The sequence below is a fragment of the Maribacter aquivivus genome (assembly GCF_900142175.1).
In the GTDB taxonomy this organism is placed as follows: Bacteria; Bacteroidota; Bacteroidia; order Flavobacteriales; family Flavobacteriaceae; genus Maribacter; species Maribacter aquivivus.
In genome coordinates, this window is sequence record NZ_FQZX01000001.1 from 251951 (window position 1) to 269687 (window position 17737).

Below are 17737 nucleotides of genomic sequence, written 5' to 3' on the forward strand. Positions count from 1 at the left end.
ACCTCAAAATCGTACCTTAGTGTAAAGTTTTGCAAATGTTAAAAAAAGGAAACAAACTCTACAGTATTTTAACAGGAAGTTGCCCTAGATGTCATGAAGAAAGTATGTATTTGGACAAAAACCCGTACCATATGGGTAAAATCTTTAAAATGCATGAAAAATGTAGCCATTGTGATTTAAAATATAAAATAGAACCTTCGTTTTTTTACGGGGCTATGTATGTGAGTTATGGAGTAGGTATTGCCTTTGCCGTGGCGGCATTTGTTATCGCCTATCTTTTTCTAGGCGCTGGCTTGATAGAAGCGTTTATTGCTATAATTATTACCCTTATTGTATTTATGCCGGTAATAATGAGGGTATCTCGTAATATATGGATCAATATATTCATCAAGTATGATGCTAACGCTACCTCAAAAAGTCTTAATTCGTAGCAAAACGCTCTATATTCATTTCTTCCAATAAAGGAATTTGATGTTCTATACGCTCGTAAAGAGATTTAGCCGCCCAAGGTGCGATGGTTATACCATGAGACCCAAAACCATTTAACAGCCATAAGTTGTTATACTTTGGATGCCTACCCACCAAAGGTCTTCTATCTTGTACTGTAGGGCGCATACCTGCTTCGTGGTCAACTATCTCATAAGCGCAACCTAATAGGCTATCTAATTTATTGGTAAGCTCATTTTTAGCCTCTAAAGTTGTTAAATTGTCTTTCTGATCTCTATTATACGTTGCTCCAACTTTGTACAAATCATCGCCAAGTGGAATTAAAAATATGGATGATTTAATTATTTGAATTTCTTTTAATTCTTTAGCCTTTATGACAATGTATTCACCTTTTGACCCTTGCATTGGTAAATGGTTGAAATACGGATTCTGCATCATACCATAACCTTCAGTAAAGACTATGTTCTTTGCTTTTATATCTTGATAACCAACAGCTTCTTGCTCAATTTTAAGTTGATTATAATCAAATGTATCTGAAAATAACTTGTTTTCTTTTTTTAGCCAGTTCGCGTAGCTATTAAAAAGCAATTTGGTATTTAACTTACCTGTTTCCAATACTTTTCCAAATTGATGCTGTGCTTTGAGCGAGGCATTCTCATTACTTACCAATTTTGAATCTAGATATGGCTTTAGTTTTTCTTTATCGGCAGCTTCAAACCAAAGGTTTTGCTCTTCTATAGATGCAAATTTTCGCAGAACATTGAGCTTTTCATCAAACTTAACATTTAAAAATTTCTCTAATTGCGTATAAAAATCAGTTGCTATAGGTAGCTGCTCATCTGCTCGCCAAGAGAGGGTAAATCGCTTTAAGATAACAGGATTATACAAACCGCCTGCCACACGAGAAGATGTTTGAGATTGATCATTAAAAACCACAAACGTTTTGTTGTTTTTACGTAGAGTTTCGCAAAATGCGACACCCGCCAACCCTAGTCCTACTACCATATAATCTACCATGGCACAAATGTAATGACAATTGCACAAAACATAATATAAAAACAAAAGACCCAATCTTTCGATTGGGTCTTTATTATGTGAATTGGATTTTCAGTAAGCTTAGTAAGCCCACATGTCTTGTTCCTTATCTCTAATTGTTTCTTTAATTCGTTTTGCTTCCAATAATTGGAACAAAGCATTATCAGAAATGTAATCATCTACTTTTCTATCGCCTTGTACGTTATCTTCTTTGTAAATAACGGCATCGAATCTTCTTGCATTTAACAACATATCAAATGAGATAGGCTGAGCTGAATTCTGTGAGTTGAAAACTTTAGCTTCGTGCAACATTTCACGAGCATCTGGATACCATACCCAAAAAAGCTCTACCATATCTGGATTGTCATCATCCATAAAGTTTACATCTGGCGCTACTGGAGCAATACCTAAAAGACGGTATTTTAATTCTCCCTGTCTCTTATCAAAATACCATATTCCTTTAACGTGGTATTCTTCAATATCAGCTGCAGAAATAGTTCTACGAGTAATATATTCTTCTGAAACAGATTCGCCTGCATTCATTTGCTCATACCCATAATCAAGAGTATCAACCATTTGCAAGGCATCTTTTAAATCGCCAAAAGTTCTTTTTTGTGTAAAATAAGAATCTGTGTAAGTTTCTAATTTTCCACTTTTTAAATTTTTAACTAGAACGTGGTATAAAGACCTTCTATCTGGGCCAATATCCATAGTATCTGTTGGATAATATAATGGGAAATTAACTCTCTCATCTAAATCTATGGATTCCCATAACGTTTTAGACCAAAGGATATCCCTATCATCTACATAACCATATTCTAATGGAGCATCGTTATCGACAGCTTTCTGTGCTTCTGTACGAATACCAACCTCATCTGGTTTCTTTGCATTCAATACATTTGCTTGGGCCATCATTGATAAAGGTAACATTGTTACCGCTCCCATTACTAAAACATTTTTCCAATTCATGTTTGCTTCACTTTAAAATTAACCGGGCAAGACCAATAGGCTCACCCGGTATCATTCTATTTATTTAGTTTGTAATCTCCACAACTACTGGAGATACTTTCTTCAACTTGTAACTCTTATTGTTTGTGATATAAGCTTCGATATCAAATATTTGAACGATATCTCCTCTTTTAGCACGTGATAAAGCTTGTTTAGCCTTAGCATTCATTTTGTTTCCTCTTACTGAAACAGTTGGTTGACCTGGTACTTTGAATTTAAATCCGCTTACTGCAAGGTTTAAATCAAAATCGAAATCTTCTAAGCCAGCACCTACAGTAGCGATCTCAACATTCCTTTTTGGAAGTTTAATACTACCTGTTTGCTTACTTACAGAACCTTCTGGTCTTGGAATATCTTTAATTCTGAATTCAGATTTAGAAGATACAGACTGACCATCTGGTAAAGTACCTGAAGCTGTAATAGTAACGTTTCTTCCAGTACCTGGAGTCATTACATACTTACTACCACTTACAGATTTAAGACCTGGAGCAGATGCTCTTACCTTATTGTTTGGTATACCTGGTATAGAGATAGACATTGGGTTAGCAACACCTCTATAAACAACATTCATTTTATCAGCAGCAATTAAAGCAGCATTAGGCTTAGATATTGTTGCGAATGAATTTTTAACCTCAACAGGAATTTCTTCACCGTCTTGCTTAAAGTAGATAGTACCTTTTACTTCATGATCACCAGCAGAACCAGAACCAATCAACATTTTAACACCACCAGCTTCTAATTTATAATCAGAACCTTCTGTTAATTTTCTACCATCTAAAGTCAATTCAGCTTTTATTGGGGTAGAAGAGTTATCAGTTTTGCTGATAATAATCTTACCATCATACTTCTCACCTGCATAGTATGCAGATTTAGTAGATGAAAGCGATGTTGCAAAGTTCTTTAAAGAAACTTGGTTAGACAACTCACCTGCTAACATAGATTTTAAAGCTGCTTCTTCAGTTATTTTAACGTCAGCTTGTAACTGAGTTAATTTTGCTAAAGATGCTACTAAAGGATACCCTTCATAGTGATAGTTGATCCAATCTTGTTTGGTACCGTCTCTTTTTTCAACTTTACCATTCTCATCTCCTGTTTGGAAACGATCAATAACAGATTGCTTTAAGGCTGCAGGCACTATCGCCGCAACTTGATCTCTATAACCAGTTAAGTTACTCATGAATTTTTTACCGTCTTCTGATAAAGTTTCACCTTGGAATAATTTCTGATCTAAGTAATCAGCCATATCCATACGAGCATAATCTTTAGGATCTTCGATCCCTTCCATCATACCTGTTTTAAGTCCTTCTAAGTAATCATAATACTCTTGAGACATTGCTTTTATCTGCTGAGCATTCTTATATAACTTATCGTACTTTGCAGCATCTTCAGATGCTTTAGTTCCAAGACTTTCCAAGAACGCATCGTTACTTGCGGTTGTCTTTTGATTTGAAGTCTCTAGCTTTTCATTCATTATACCGAATGCGGCTAATACTTCTTTACTCATGTTTAGTGCCAGCATTGCGATGAAGATCAAATACATTAGATTGACCATCTTCTGACGTGGTGAATTTTTTCCTCCTGCCATGGATTTTTAATTTAGATTTTTATTAATAATTGATTCGGGTTGGTAAAAATCCAAATTAGTTTTTGCTCATTGCAGATAACATACCACCATATACACCATTCAATGAAGAAAGGTTTGTAGACAAAGATGCCATTTGATCTTTAAGTGCACTTGCATTTTGAACAACTTCTTCATTAACTGAAGCTTGTTTGCTAGCACTTTCTAATTGTACTTTATAAAGACTGTTCAAAGACTCCATTTGAGAGGCAGCCTGAACCATTTCACTAGAATATTTCTTAGTAGATTCCATTGCATCAACTGTTGGAGCGATACCTTTAGCAGCACCTTCAAAGTTTTTAATGCTTGAACCTAAGCTTTCCATAAGACTTGCGTCTACACCAGCTTCTTTTAATAAATCATCTAATTTCTTAGATAAAGATGCTTCAGCTTCTTTTACTTCTGTTGCAGCTTGTGCTTTCTTTGGTGCTTTACCTTCACCACCTGCTAATTCTGGGTATACTAATGCCCAATCTAACTCGTCATCTACTGGTTCAAATGCACTGATCGCGAAAATTAATGCTTCTGTAATAAGACCTATCGCTAGAAGAATACCACCATTTAATGGTCCTAACTCCCAGTGAAGAATTTTAAATAATGCACCAATAATTACAACTGATGCTCCAAGCCCGTAGGCCATGTTAAATAATTTTTTTGTGGATTTTGACTGTGCCATGTTTAATTTAATTTAAGGTTTAAAAAAAAAGATTTGGTTAAAAAAATGAATTTGAATTTATACTAAAACTGTTAATATTATTATTTATTGTGTGGAATCTTCCTCACCCATATAATCTTGTACTGTTCTGAACCCTATGTAACTACGAGCCGAATCAGCGTATTCGTAATCTCTTGTACTTACTTGTAAGAAGTAAGCTACATCTTTCCAAGATCCACCTCTAATAACTTTTCTAGTATTAGATGAGTCTCCTCCGTTAGGGTTCATTGTTGATACATAATCGTATGCACTTGGATCGTAACTTGAATTTGTCCACTCAGAAACGTTACCGGCCATGTTGTACATATTAAAGTCATTAGGCTCGTAAGATTTCGCTTCTACTGTATATAAAGCAGCATCTGCAGCATAATCTCCACGTTGTGGCTTAAAGTTTGCCATAAAACAACCAGTATCACTAATTACATATGGTCCACCCCATGGGTACGTACCACCTTCTATACCACCTCTTGCAGCATATTCCCATTCAGCTTCTGTTGGAAGTCTAAATTGATTAACGAATTGTCTATTACGACTCTTGTTATCATCATTTTTGAACTTCGTTCTCCAGTTACAGAATGCTTTAGCTTGTTGCCAGCTGATACCAACTACAGGATATTCGCTATACGCATCATGCCAGAAATAATCGTTGTGCATTGGTTCGTTATAAGAATAAGAGAAATCTCTGATCCAAACTGTTGTATCTGGGTATATCTCTACTTCTTCTGTACGAATGAAGTCTTTACGACTCTTGTTTCCTTTTACAGAAGCACGTGCAGCTGCCTCAATATCCATCCAGCTATACTTATACTTAAGACTTTTAACATCTATGGTACGTTGACCATTATAAGACTCTTCTTCTGATAGATAGATAGAATCCATAATTTCAGTATAATACTCATCTGGATAGTCTGATGTGTTCCATACCAGGTCTTCATCTTTGCTCAACGCCCTACCTTCGTAGCCCGTTTCACCCATACCTGAGTAATTGTCCAACATATACTTATCGTATACAGATGCTCTTGTAGTATCTGCATCTTTAAAAGCATAGTCACCAATACCGCCTTCTTCTGGACCGATACCTAACTCATCAGCTAAAATGGCTAACTTGGTTCTAACTATAGAATCCTTTACCCATTCTACAAACTGACGATACTCACTATTCGTGATTTCTGTATCATCCATGTAAAAAGAACGTACCGTAACTGTCTTAGTCGGCGCATTCAATAACTTTCCTTGATCTTCTTCACTCTTACCCATTATGAAAGAACCCCTTGGGATAAGTTCCATTCCATATGGTTTTTCTGGGTACCATTTTTTTCCCTGGACTCCAGTTAGCTCACCTTTTTGCTTAGACCCACAACTTGTGAGTAAAAAAACAAACGCTATAGAGGATAACAATAGCTTCTTCATACTTTAGGTTAAATTTCGATTATGGTTAAACTCAGAATACAATAATTTATTCTAACAACTAAAACTAGGTTTTATATAAAATATTGTATTAAAGTCTTTTTATGCTTTAAAAAAAATAATGTTAATTAAAGCCTTTCTTGTAGGCCTTAAACCACCTTTCTGGAATTTGTTGATTACATGCATCTAAATAATCCTTCTCGGTGCAAGGTAATAACGCTGGTGTATGGCCTTTAGTATGTGAAGTAAAAATAGATGGAACTTCTGTCCACCATCTTTCTGTTAATAAACTTTTGTAGAATACCAATTCTTCGTCTTCACTAGGTACATTATACTTAACAAAGTCGTCTGTTTTGGTATATGGAGATTCTTTAATTCTAAAATTGATACCTTCTATAAAGTACCATATAATCTGCGCTATCAGCTGTTGTGACTGTACGGTGTTCTCCATTTCATACAATCCAAATACAGAAACTTTATCACTAATACCGGCATATCTAGAAATGGCACAGATCTCCCTACCATTAAATCCGTTCGGAGAAAAATTTGCTGATGAAGAAATTTCACTTGCTTTAACAGATCGTAAGTCTAAACTTACCATATGTGCATTTCTAAGTACAGGTTCTGCTAAAGAAATGTCGTTTGCAACTTCTCCAAGTCTGTAGGCGTCAAAAAATAAACGCTCCATTAAATCTATTTCTTCTTGAGCATTAAAATAACTTTGATAGCCAATATTTGAAAAATTAAAAAGATTATTTGGCTTATCTGTTATGATTTTACTCATATAGGAATGTGATGAAATAAGCTCATCTTCTATTCCAAAATCGAACCTACTATCTATCGCTACCAGATTAATCATATCTCTGATACCGTCAAAAGCTCTGTAAGCTGGGTAGGTTATATCTTGTGTTGCACCTAAAATAATAGGAATAACATGTTCTTCTAATAACTCAGCCACTACTTCTTTAACAACAAAATAAGTGTCATTTACGGTAGCTCCTTCTTCAATATCACCTAAATCTACAATGGTTGCATTCCAGTTTCCTATCAGAAGTTTGTAGAATTGTAATCGTATTGCAGAAACATCTAACTTCTCATGCTTCTTTTCATAGGCATTTCTAGATTCTCTAACACCAATTATTGCTACCGTGGCATTTGCCAATACAGGCAAACCATCCTTTTCTGTATGAATATGGGTGTTTTTACCAATGGACTGACTAGGCAATAACTCATTATGGGCTAAAACTTTATCCGATACCGGAACTAGAAAATCAAAGGCCATTTATTAAAGGTTTTTAGAAATCATAAAATACTATACTAATCTTCGACCTAAAATTAAATTACTTTTTTGACTTAGGTTTAGCTTTTGCCTTTTTCTTTGGAGTTTTTTTCTTCGGAGTCTTTGCCTCTATCAACTTCTGGGCTTCTTCTAAAGTCATATTGACAACATCAACAGTTTTTGCCAATTCTACCTTTATTTTACCTTTTAAGACATTATGACGACCCCATCTAGCTTTTTCTATACGAATGCCTTCTTCTTCCCAGTTATGAATAACCTTATCTATTTCTTTTTGCTTTTTGACTTCGATAAGTTCTATAATGTCATCATTTGATAAATTATCAAAATCGTATTTTTTATTCACGTTGATAAACATACCGTTCCACTTAATGAACGGTCCAAATCTACCTGTGCCTTTGGTTACCTCCATATCTTCATACATGGCAACTGGTGCATCAGCTTTCTGCTTAGCAACTATAAGTTCTATTGCCCTATCCATCTCTATTTCAAAAGCACTTTCGCCTTTATCCATAGAAATAAACTTTTCTCCGAACTTTACATATGGTCCAAATCTACCTACGTTAGCCAATACTTCTTCTCCTTCATAAACCCCTAATTTTCTAGGAAGTTTAAAAAGATCCATTGCCTCGTCATATGAAATGGTATTTAAAGATTGTTCTGGTAGTAAACTTGCGAATGTTGGCTTCTCCTCATCATCAACAGTACCTATTTGTACCATTGGTCCGAATCTACCTAAACGCACGGAAACTTGTTTTCCGCTTTTAGGATCTTTACCTAATATTCTTTCTCCGCTTGCACGTTCTGCATTTTCTTCAACATCTACTACATTAGGATGAAAATCTTTATAGAAGTTCTTCATCATCTTCTTCCAGTCTTCATCACCAGAAGCTATTTCATCAAAATCTTCCTCTACTTGTGCTGTAAAATTGTAATCTAAAATATTGGCAAAATTAGTCACCAGGAAATCGGTAACAATCATACCAATATCTGTTGGCACCATTTTACCTTTATCTGAACCTACATTTTCAGTAAGATTCTTTTCTTCTATTATATCTGATGCTAACATTAATTGCTGATACTTACGTTCTGTACCTTCAATTGTGCCTTTTTCAACATAGCCTCTATTAAGAATTGTAGATATTGTTGGTGCATATGTAGATGGTCTACCAATACCCAATTCTTCTAACTTCTTTACTAAAGATGCTTCTGTAAATCTATATGGTGCTCTTGTAAAACGTTCTGTTGCTGAAATAAAATTATTCAACAAACGCTCGCCTTCTTTCATTGCCGGCAACATACCTTCTTGTTCTTCGGCTACATCTTCATCATCTACACCTTCCATGTACACTTTTAAGAAACCATCGAACTTTATAACCTCACCGTTTGCAGTAAATTCTTCTGAATGCTTGCTTGCTTTAATCTTAACATTGGTACGTTCTAATTGAGCATCACTCATTTGAGATGCAACTGTACGTTTCCAAATTAAGTCATATAATTTAGATTGATCACGCTCCAATGATGGAGATTGATTACCCATATCTGTAGGTCTAATAGCTTCGTGTGCTTCTTGAGCTCCTTTAGACTTTCCTTTAAAATTTCTTGTTTCGCTATATTCTTTACCGTAATTCTTTTCAATAGCTTCTTTCGCAGATGTCAACGCTTCGTTAGAAAGGTTTACACTATCTGTTCTCATGTAAGTAATTAAACCCGCTTCATATAAACGCTGGGCTACCTGCATGGTTCTACCTACAGAAAAATATAATTTTCTTGATGCTTCTTGCTGTAATGTAGAAGTTGTAAACGGCGCAGATGGCGATTTCTTAGCTGGTTTTTTATCTAACTTACTTACTGAAAAATCAGCGGCTTTATTTTTCTCTAAAAATGTTTTTGCTTCTTTTTCTGATTTAAAGGTCTTGTTTAACTTAGCTGAAAAAGTACTTCCCGCTTCTGTTTGAAACTCCGCTGCAATCTTAAATGAAGCTTGCGGCTCAAAGCCTTCAATATCTCTTTCTCGTTCAACAATTAACCTAACGGCTACAGATTGAACACGACCGGCAGAAAGACCCGGCTTAATCTTTTTCCAAAGTACTGGCGATAATTGATACCCAACCAAACGGTCCAATACTCGTCTCGCCTGTTGCGCATTTACAAGGTTGTAATTAATTTCTCTTGGGTTCTCAATCGCTTTTTGAATAGCAGCTTTTGTAACCGAGTTGAAAACAATACGTTTTGTCTTTTTCTTGTCTAAACCTAGCTCTTCGGCCAAGTGCCAAGAAATAGCCTCTCCCTCTCGATCCTCATCACTCGCGAGCCATATAGTCTCTGCTTTATCGGCAAGACTCTTAAGTTTTTTCACTAAAGCTTGCTTGTCTTTATCGACTATATATTTCGGTGTAAAATCGCCCTCAACATCTACTCCTAACTCCTTTGAAGGTAAATCGGCAATGTGACCAAAGCTCGATTCAACCTTAAAATCCTTTCCCAAAAACTTCTCTATAGTTTTGGCCTTTGCAGGAGACTCAACAATTACTAAATTTTTCGCCATCAACCTTGTTTATACTTACAAATGTATACTAAAAATTAAACTTTGGAATTTTAGGAATTTATTTTTTCCCATATTTCAATAGAGTTTAGCCTTTATATTCATAAAATTCTTGATTATTATATCGGCTATATCTCAAGCCACAAACCAATTAGGGTATCGAAATAAAAAAAGGGAAGCTAAACCAGCTTCCCTTTTTTTTTACCTTTTATTATTCTTACAATTGAAAGGTACTTAACAACCTAATGTTATTATCTACATATTCATATTGATACAATGTGCGATCACCAATCATTAATAATGATGATGCTAACGGTATAACATCATAGGCAACAATATCTTCAAAAGTATTGACTAAAGTAACGTTTGGCGCATCTGTTTTATCATATACTTTTAAACCTGAATCACCGTCGCATACAAATAGCGTATTATCTTTTACTCCTAATCCGTTTGGTCCATCCATCGGGTAAATTACTTTTAATTCAGGATTCTCAAGATTAGATATATCAATCACATACAATCCACTTTCGGTATTTCCACAGAAACCTCCGCCTTTTAAAGTTACATATGCATAATCGCCATCAACAACCACAGGATCACAAGCAGTACCATGCCTAAATTCTGAAATAAACTCCGGATTTTTCGGGTCCTCTATTCCATAAATATACATGCCCTGGGCACCGCCTATAAATAAAATATCTCCTTGACTGTATATCGTTTCAATATCCCAAGCTACTTGTACATCATCTAAAACTTTTACATCTTCAACATCTGCAATGTTAAAAATATTGATATTACTATAATCTACTACGTATAAATAATCACCTATTATTTTAAAACGCGCCAAAGAGCCGCCTTGCCCAGTACTAGGCTGACCAGAATCATTACTTTCTGCTGTTTGGAAAGCTAAATCATCAGTATATCGATACCGCTCTTCATACTCTACAACAGACCTTCTTTCTGTGCTTACCTCCCAGCCTACAACAATATCTTTACCATAATCAATATCGCCATACTCATAAAAATCTGCCTGAGGATACTCTATATTCGAAAGCCATACATCATTATTATATATGGCATTTACAATTCTACTTTGAATGGTAATATTAGTAATATCTGATATGTCAAAAATTACCAAATCGCCATAACTATCGGCATACAGCTAATCGTCTTTTATAGAAATATCGAAGTTGCCTTCCAACTTTATAAAAGCAATACTTTCTGGCGCTGACGGATTCTTATTATCTAAAACATGAAAACCAAGGTTTACATCATTTACAAAAATATAGTCTTGGTAAGCATATATTTTACCCGATGATACAATAGCTACAGGTTCTGTAATATCAATCGCTTCTGCCTTAAATGAAATTGCATCTTGTACAATTGGTCTAGCCACTAAGTAATCTTCATACGGTCCATCATCATCACAAGAAACAAATGCAGATAATGCAATGGCACAAAAAAGAAAAACAAAATTCTTCATGGTCTATAATTTAACTGATTATAACTAATAGATGAAGAAATAAGCAATAGTTGCGTTATTAATAGTTTGAAATTTCTTCCACCTCATTAAAACCAACTCCGTCTTTATACATATAATATGTAGGTACTTTAGCAAGCATTGCTGTAAACAGTACCCCTACGCAACATAAAACCAATCCTAGTTGAGCCACAAATGCCGAAACGAAAACCAAACCAAATATGACTAACCAATTTTTGTTACCCAAGGTAAAGCTAGCCTTCACCATTTCTAATGGAGAAAGTTCATTTGAAAACGCTAAAAAAGCCGGTATCAATGAAACAGGAACAATTACATAAAACATTCCAACACCACAGGCCATCGCTCCTAAAATTGAGAGCCCGAATGTATACAAAGCAAGAATAAAGACCTTACCTAAACGCCCTTCTTTAAAAAAATAGAAGTAATCATCACTAGATTCTTTTCCTAAATCTTTTTCTCTACACATCTTTAAGAATGCTGCATTTAATGCCAAGGCGAAAGTAGTTACCCCTATCGCAAAAACAGGAAAAAGAATAGCCATTGCAATAGCCGCCATTGGTGGCAATTCATTATGCTGAAGCGCCTCTGGATCAGTTATACCCAAAGCAATCATAGGTATATATAAAACAATATAAAATGGGAGTATTACAACGAACGTCAAGAGCAAAACAATAAAGCCCTGCAACCATACCTTCTTAAAAAGGTCTATAGACCTACTGAATATGGTGCCAAATTCTAAATCTGGTTTCGATTTAATGTGTTGTGTCAAGTTTTCTGAATTCATAAGTATTGGTGGTTATAATTGGTGATAATTGGTGATAATTGGTGATAAATCTAAATAATTTTCATGTAGAAAGCATAAACAAACCCTAAATAATCATGTCATCTTGTCATATTTTTGATTATAATAGTATCTTTGCCATCCAAAATATTTTATTGCAACGTATTACAAAAATGGAGAAAACCATAGACGAAAATGTGCAGGGCACAACTTTGGTAGTTGACGGAAAAGAGGCTAACAAACGAAATCTCTACATTGAGAGTTACGGTTGCGCCATGAACTTTGCAGACAGTGAAATTGTAGCATCTATACTTGCGACCGAAGGTTTTAACACCACCCAAACGCTAGAAGATGCAGATTTAGTACTTGTAAACACATGTTCTATTAGAGATAAAGCGGAACAGACCATTCGCAAAAGATTAACCGAATATAATAAGGTTAAAAAAACTCGACCACATTTAAAAGTCGGCGTTCTTGGCTGTATGGCTGAACGCCTAAAAGACAAGCTTTTAGATGAAGAAAAAATAGTAGACATGGTCGTTGGCCCAGATGCCTATAAAGATTTACCCAACTTAATAAAGGAAGTAGATTCTGGTAGAGATGCGGTTAATGTTATTCTTTCTAAGGATGAAACTTACGGCGATATTGCACCCGTTAGGCTAAACACAAACGGAGTTACCGCTTTTGTTTCTATCACCAGAGGATGTGATAACATGTGTACATTTTGTGTTGTACCATTTACTAGAGGCCGCGAACGTAGTAGAGACCCACAGTCTATTTTAACTGAAGTAAAAGAGCTTTCTGAAAACGGATTCAAAGAAATTACATTACTTGGACAGAATGTAGATAGTTATTTATGGTATGGCGGCGGACTCAAAAAGAATTTTGTGAATGCTTCTGATATGCAAAAAGCGACAGCTACCAACTTTTCTAAACTGTTAGAAATGGTCGCATTGGCAAACCCAAAAATGCGTATTCGCTTTTCAACATCTAACCCGCAAGACATGACTTTGGATGTGATCAGAACCATGGCCAAACATAAAAATATTTGTAATCACGTTCATTTACCCGTACAAAGCGGTAGCAATCGCATTTTAAAGGAAATGAATCGTTTACACACTATCGAAGAGTATTTTGAACTGACAGATGAAATTAGAAAAATTCTACCTGGCTGCTCTATTTCTCAAGATATCATTACTGGTTTCCCTACAGAAACAGAGGAAGATCACGCGGCTACTTTAAAAGCCCTAGAGTATGTGAAGTATGATTTTGGTTTTATGTATTCTTATTCTGAAAGACCTGGCACTATGGCTGGCAGAAAAATGGAAGATGATGTGCCAGAGGCTACAAAAAAGAGACGTCTATCTGAAATTATAGCCTTACAGAGAAGCCACTGTCAGTTTAGAACAGAAAAACATGTCGGTCAAATTCAAGAGGTTTTAATAGAAGGGACTTCAAAAAAATCGGAACATGAATGGAAAGGAAGAAACACTCAAAGTACTGTAGTAGTTTTTCCGAAAGAAAATTACAAGGTAGGCGACTTTGTAAACGTACGAATTAACGACTGCACTTCTGCAACCTTAAAAGGTGTTGCTGTTGGGTATTCTGACAATAACTAACTTTATAGTACCCATTTTATATGGAAAGCATACAAAGTATAAAACAACGTTTTGAAATTATTGGGCAAGACCCAAAACTGAACCGTGCCATTCAAAAAGCAATGCAAGTTGCGGCTACAGATATTTCAGTTTTGGTTACTGGTGAAAGTGGAGTTGGTAAAGAATCTATTCCAAAAATTATTCATTCGCTCTCCCATAGAAAACATGCAAAATATATTGCCGTAAACTGTGGCGCAATACCCGAAGGCACTATTGACAGTGAACTTTTTGGACACGAAAAAGGTGCTTTTACAGGTGCTACACAAACTAGAAGCGGTTATTTCGAAGTCGCCGATGGCGGCACCATATTTTTAGATGAAGTAGGCGAATTACCGTTAACTACCCAAGTAAGACTTTTACGTGTGCTAGAAAATGGTGAATTTCTTAAAGTGGGATCATCTCAAGTTCAAAAAACAGATGTACGTATTGTTGCGGCAACGAATGTAAATATGTTCGAAGCAATCAAAAAAGAGCGTTTTCGAGAAGATCTTTATTATCGTTTAAGCACTGTAGAGATTAACATACCACCATTGCGTGAACGTCAAGATGACATTCACTTGTTATTTAGGAAATTTGCATCAGATTTCAGTCAGAAATATAAAATGCCTACCATTAGGTTAGATGACCATGCGGTATCCTTATTAACAAAATACAGATGGCCTGGTAACATTCGTCAGTTAAGAAATATTGCAGAACAAGTTTCAGTTTTAGAGGAAAATAGAGCCATTACTGCTGCAACTTTAAATGGTTATATACCCAATAATACCACTACTAACTTACCTGCTGTTGTATCTAATTCTAAATCTGAAAACGATTTCAGTAACGAAAGAGAGATTCTATACAAGGTATTGTTCGATATGAAAGGTGACCTTAACGATCTTAAAAAGTTGACGATGGAGTTGTTAAAAAACAACGACTCTGAGAAGGTTCAAAAGGACAATGAAAATTTAATACGTAAAATCTACGGTAATGATGATGAAGATGATGCAGATATCGACCATGACACTCAAGAAGAATCGCCAAGAAATCTTTTGCATTTACCTGAACCTAAAAAAGAAGAGCCTTCTTTAATTCAAGAATCATACGAAGACAAATATCATTTTGCCGAAGAAATTCAAGAAGAAGAAACCCTATCTTTACAAGAGAAGGAAGTAGAATTGATCAAAAAATCTTTAGAACGTAACCGCGGAAAAAGAAAGGCTGCAGCAACAGAATTAGGTATTTCTGAACGAACGCTTTACCGTAAAATAAAACAGTACGACCTTTAATTTAAAATGAATCCCATTTCAATGAGATACCTTAAAAAATCTATAATTTTCACATTACCCATCATCTTACTTTTAAGCTGCGTTGTATATAATTTTACCGGCGGTAATGTTGGCGAAGCCAAAACGTTTAAAGTCAATTATTTTCAAAACTATGCCACTCAGAGTCCCGGTTCTACATTTGAACCAGGCGTGGACAGGGATTTCACACTGGCGTTACAAGACAGAATATTAAATCAAACCAGTTTAGATCTTATTTCTTCTGGTAATCCAGATTTATTATATGAAGGTGAAATAACTGAATATAAGATTTCACCTATGTCTGCAACCGCTGCGCAAACGGCTGCACAAAATAGACTTTCCGTACGTGTGAAAGTTCGTTTTTACAATCAATTAAAAGAAGATGCTGCTTTTGACCAAAGTTTTTCATTCTTTTACGATTATCCTGCAGACACACAACTAGCAAGCATTAAGAGCGAAGCACACGAAATAATTTTCGAAAGGCTAACACAAGATATTTTCAACGCCTCATTGGCAGATTGGTAACTAAAATGAACGTTAAGGATTTTACATATTTTCTAGAACACCCTACCAAAGTGGTAGAACCTATACATACAAAACACCTAGAAGATATTATTGCCGAATATCCTTATTTTCAAGCTGCACGTGCCTTACATCTAAAGGGATTAAAAAATTTAAACAGCTACAAGTACAACAAAGCATTGAAAGTAACTGCTGCCTACACTACAGACAGAGATGTACTTTTTGAGTTTATTACCTCTAAAGATTTTTTACAATATGATGGTAATATCTCAAAAGAGAATACTGTAATACTAGAAAGTAAAGAGGAAATCGTTGACATTGAAGAAGCTGAGAAAATTTCGGATTACAATCATATTGATATTGTTAAAGAGATTGAAGATGTCACTGAAATTGAAGCCGAAAACGAACCTGAAGATCAAATTTCAGAAGACGAAATTATAGAAATAGAAGAAAATGATTTTTCTATAAGCGAAACAGCTATAGCTTCTTTAATTATACCATCTGAAGACAAACCTTTACCACAAGATGAACATGATGCCGACCAAATATTAGATCCAGAGTTATTTCAAACTAAAAACCCTGAAAATACCGAGGAAGAAGATGCCCTTGACATAGGTAAGCCTTTAACTTTCGATGCCAAAGAAAAATATTCTTTTTCCGAATGGTTAAGTCTCGCATCTAAAAAACCACTAGAAGAGCCAGAAGAAAATATTGCTGAAATTCAAGAAGAAGAAATTATTGAGCAAGAGCCAGAGGTAAGAGAAAGTAATATTAAAAAGACGGTACAAAAGGTAAACGAACTCAAAATTACTCCAAAACCTATTAGAAAACCTAAGGTTAAAAGTGAGGCAATTAAAAAGAAATACGACCGTATAGATAAGTTCATTGCCTCTAATCCTAAAATAGTGCCCACTGAACAAAATACCGTTATTGACATTTCAAAGTCCTCTAGAATTGACCATAACGAGCTGATGACAGAGACTTTAGCGAGAGTTTATCTAGAGCAAAAAAAGTATAAAAATGCAATTCAGGCTTACAAAATTTTAATTTTGAAATATCCAGAAAAAAGTAGTTTCTTTGCAGACCGAATTAAAGCGGTAGAAAAATTACGAAAAGATAATAAATAATTAATAATGAGTACATTTTCAATTTTCCTAATACTTATCATTGTCGTTTGCCTATTGTTAATATTAGTGATCATGGTACAGAATCCAAAAGGTGGTGGACTTTCTTCTTCTTTTGGTGGAGGAGGTAACCAAGTTGTTGGTGGAGTTAAAAAAACAGGTGACTTTTTAGATAAAAGTACGTGGACTCTAGCAGGTTTATTAATAGTTTTAATCTTAGCATCTAATGTTGCCCTTAAAGGTAATTATGGTGATGCAGATTCAAAATTATTACAAGGTGATGATATCGAAACTGTAGTGCCAGAAACACTACCAGAAACTGTAACACCACCCGTAACTAACGATGAAACACCTTCAGAATAGTTTATAAAATTATTACTACATAATATTTAAATGCCAGCTTGTCATAAGCTGGCATTTTTCGTTTACAATTTGTCAGTAAATAGGCAATGGCATAATTTCTGCCTTTACATTACCACGAAACTAAAAATCAATTTAAAAATTAATAATTATGGCTAAAGTTAATATCAAACCATTGGCAGACCGAGTTCTTATCGAGCCAATGGCAGCTGAAACTAAGACTGCGTCTGGACTTTATATTCCTGATACTGCAAAAGAGAAACCACAGAAAGGTAAAGTTGTAGCCGTGGGTCCTGGAACAAAAGATGACAGTGTTACCGTTAAAGTTGGTGATACCGTTCTTTACGGAAAATATGCCGGAACTGAATTGAAGTTAGAAGGTTCAGATTACTTGATGATGAGAGAAAGTGATATTCTTGCTATAATCTAA

17 protein-coding genes are annotated in these 17737 nt (G+C 35.2%); 7 read left to right on the forward strand and 10 right to left on the reverse strand.

The window, feature by feature from the left end:
• Positions 1-35 precede the first annotated feature (35 nt).
• Positions 36-431 (forward strand): DUF983 domain-containing protein, encoded by a 396-nt coding sequence (locus BUC31_RS01065; protein ID WP_073240523.1) that lies wholly within the window; start codon positions 36-38, stop codon positions 429-431.
• Here BUC31_RS01065 and BUC31_RS01070 read toward each other — a convergent pair.
• From BUC31_RS01070 to BUC31_RS01110, 10 genes are all read right to left on the reverse strand, one after another.
• Positions 421-1464 (reverse strand): NAD(P)/FAD-dependent oxidoreductase, encoded by a 1044-nt coding sequence (locus BUC31_RS01070; RefSeq protein ID WP_073240524.1) that lies wholly within the window; start codon positions 1462-1464, stop codon positions 421-423. The genes BUC31_RS01065 and BUC31_RS01070 overlap by 11 nt on opposite strands.
• 99 nt (positions 1465-1563) lie before the next feature.
• Positions 1564-2451: a type IX secretion system ring subunit PorN/GldN gene (porN, locus tag BUC31_RS01075; protein ID WP_073240525.1), complete on the reverse strand. Its 888-nt coding sequence runs from the start codon at positions 2449-2451 to the stop codon at positions 1564-1566.
• 64 nt (positions 2452-2515) lie between these two features.
• Positions 2516-4075 carry a type IX secretion system motor protein PorM/GldM gene (gene porM / locus BUC31_RS01080; protein ID WP_073240526.1) on the reverse strand — a complete coding sequence of 520 codons (1560 nt, stop codon included), beginning with the start codon at positions 4073-4075 and terminating at the stop codon, positions 2516-2518.
• A gap of 55 nt (positions 4076-4130) precedes the next feature.
• Positions 4131-4787 carry a type IX secretion system motor protein PorL/GldL gene (porL, locus tag BUC31_RS01085; protein WP_073240527.1) on the reverse strand — a complete coding sequence of 219 codons (657 nt, stop codon included), beginning with the start codon at positions 4785-4787 and terminating at the stop codon, positions 4131-4133.
• Positions 4788-4871: 84 nt separating this feature from the next.
• Positions 4872-6236, reverse strand: a complete 1365-nt coding sequence (gene porK, locus BUC31_RS01090; protein WP_073240528.1) for a T9SS ring complex lipoprotein PorK/GldK — start codon at positions 6234-6236, stop codon at positions 4872-4874.
• Positions 6237-6357: 121 nt separating this feature from the next.
• Positions 6358-7515 (reverse strand): formimidoylglutamase, encoded by a 1158-nt coding sequence (locus BUC31_RS01095; protein ID WP_073240529.1) that lies wholly within the window; start codon positions 7513-7515, stop codon positions 6358-6360.
• 58 nt (positions 7516-7573) lie between these two features.
• Positions 7574-10078 (reverse strand): type I DNA topoisomerase, encoded by a 2505-nt coding sequence (gene topA, locus BUC31_RS01100; protein WP_073240530.1) that lies wholly within the window; start codon positions 10076-10078, stop codon positions 7574-7576.
• 214 nt (positions 10079-10292) lie between these two features.
• A complete protein-coding gene (locus BUC31_RS01105; RefSeq protein WP_244533987.1) occupies positions 10293-11213 on the reverse strand; it encodes an LVIVD repeat-containing protein in 921 nt (306 codons plus the stop codon).
• A 24-nt stretch (positions 11214-11237) separates the two neighbouring features.
• Positions 11238-11558 (reverse strand): hypothetical protein, encoded by a 321-nt coding sequence (locus tag BUC31_RS20465; RefSeq protein WP_244533988.1) that lies wholly within the window; start codon positions 11556-11558, stop codon positions 11238-11240.
• 58 nt (positions 11559-11616) lie between these two features.
• Positions 11617-12360: a hypothetical protein gene (locus BUC31_RS01110; protein WP_073240531.1), complete on the reverse strand. Its 744-nt coding sequence runs from the start codon at positions 12358-12360 to the stop codon at positions 11617-11619.
• A 170-nt stretch (positions 12361-12530) separates the two neighbouring features.
• Between BUC31_RS01110 and miaB the strand changes: the two genes are divergently transcribed.
• The 6 genes from miaB (at position 12531) to BUC31_RS01140 (ending at position 17737) form a co-directional block, all read left to right on the forward strand.
• Positions 12531-13976: a tRNA (N6-isopentenyl adenosine(37)-C2)-methylthiotransferase MiaB gene (gene miaB / locus BUC31_RS01115; protein ID WP_073243683.1), complete on the forward strand. Its 1446-nt coding sequence runs from the start codon at positions 12531-12533 to the stop codon at positions 13974-13976.
• Positions 13977-13996: 20 nt separating this feature from the next.
• Positions 13997-15283, forward strand: a complete 1287-nt coding sequence (locus BUC31_RS01120; protein WP_073240532.1) for a sigma-54 interaction domain-containing protein — start codon at positions 13997-13999, stop codon at positions 15281-15283.
• A 21-nt stretch (positions 15284-15304) separates the two neighbouring features.
• Complete coding sequence (locus BUC31_RS01125; protein ID WP_073240533.1) at positions 15305-15826, forward strand: LptE family protein; 522 nt, start codon at positions 15305-15307, stop codon at positions 15824-15826.
• A gap of 5 nt (positions 15827-15831) precedes the next feature.
• Positions 15832-16950: a tetratricopeptide repeat protein gene (locus BUC31_RS01130; RefSeq protein ID WP_073240534.1), complete on the forward strand. Its 1119-nt coding sequence runs from the start codon at positions 15832-15834 to the stop codon at positions 16948-16950.
• Positions 16951-16956: 6 nt separating this feature from the next.
• Positions 16957-17310, forward strand: a complete 354-nt coding sequence (gene secG / locus BUC31_RS01135) for a preprotein translocase subunit SecG (protein WP_073240535.1) — start codon at positions 16957-16959, stop codon at positions 17308-17310.
• A gap of 148 nt (positions 17311-17458) precedes the next feature.
• Positions 17459-17737, forward strand: a complete 279-nt coding sequence (locus tag BUC31_RS01140) for a co-chaperone GroES (protein WP_073240536.1) — start codon at positions 17459-17461, stop codon at positions 17735-17737.

Excerpts from the sequence above, each read along its gene's own strand:
- BUC31_RS01065 (WP_073240523.1), top strand. The coding sequence starts at position 36 with ATGTTAAAAAAAGGAAACAAACTCTACAGTATTTTAACAGGAAGTTGC.
- BUC31_RS01070 (WP_073240524.1), bottom strand. The coding sequence starts at position 1,464 with ATGGTAGATTATATGGTAGTAGGACTAGGGTTGGCGGGTGTCGCATTT.
- porN (WP_073240525.1), bottom strand. The coding sequence starts at position 2,451 with ATGAATTGGAAAAATGTTTTAGTAATGGGAGCGGTAACAATGTTACCT.
- porM (WP_073240526.1), bottom strand. The coding sequence starts at position 4,075 with ATGGCAGGAGGAAAAAATTCACCACGTCAGAAGATGGTCAATCTAATG.
- porL (WP_073240527.1), bottom strand. The coding sequence starts at position 4,787 with ATGGCACAGTCAAAATCCACAAAAAAATTATTTAACATGGCCTACGGG.
- porK (WP_073240528.1), bottom strand. The coding sequence starts at position 6,236 with ATGAAGAAGCTATTGTTATCCTCTATAGCGTTTGTTTTTTTACTCACA.
- BUC31_RS01095 (WP_073240529.1), bottom strand. The coding sequence starts at position 7,515 with ATGGCCTTTGATTTTCTAGTTCCGGTATCGGATAAAGTTTTAGCCCAT.
- topA (WP_073240530.1), bottom strand. The coding sequence starts at position 10,078 with ATGGCGAAAAATTTAGTAATTGTTGAGTCTCCTGCAAAGGCCAAAACT.
- BUC31_RS20465 (WP_244533988.1), bottom strand. The coding sequence starts at position 11,558 with ATGAAGAATTTTGTTTTTCTTTTTTGTGCCATTGCATTATCTGCATTT.
- BUC31_RS01110 (WP_073240531.1), bottom strand. The coding sequence starts at position 12,360 with ATGAATTCAGAAAACTTGACACAACACATTAAATCGAAACCAGATTTA.
- miaB (WP_073243683.1), top strand. The coding sequence starts at position 12,531 with ATGGAGAAAACCATAGACGAAAATGTGCAGGGCACAACTTTGGTAGTT.
- BUC31_RS01120 (WP_073240532.1), top strand. The coding sequence starts at position 13,997 with ATGGAAAGCATACAAAGTATAAAACAACGTTTTGAAATTATTGGGCAA.
- BUC31_RS01125 (WP_073240533.1), top strand. The coding sequence starts at position 15,305 with ATGAGATACCTTAAAAAATCTATAATTTTCACATTACCCATCATCTTA.
- BUC31_RS01130 (WP_073240534.1), top strand. The coding sequence starts at position 15,832 with ATGAACGTTAAGGATTTTACATATTTTCTAGAACACCCTACCAAAGTG.
- secG (WP_073240535.1), top strand. The coding sequence starts at position 16,957 with ATGAGTACATTTTCAATTTTCCTAATACTTATCATTGTCGTTTGCCTA.
- BUC31_RS01140 (WP_073240536.1), top strand. The coding sequence starts at position 17,459 with ATGGCTAAAGTTAATATCAAACCATTGGCAGACCGAGTTCTTATCGAG.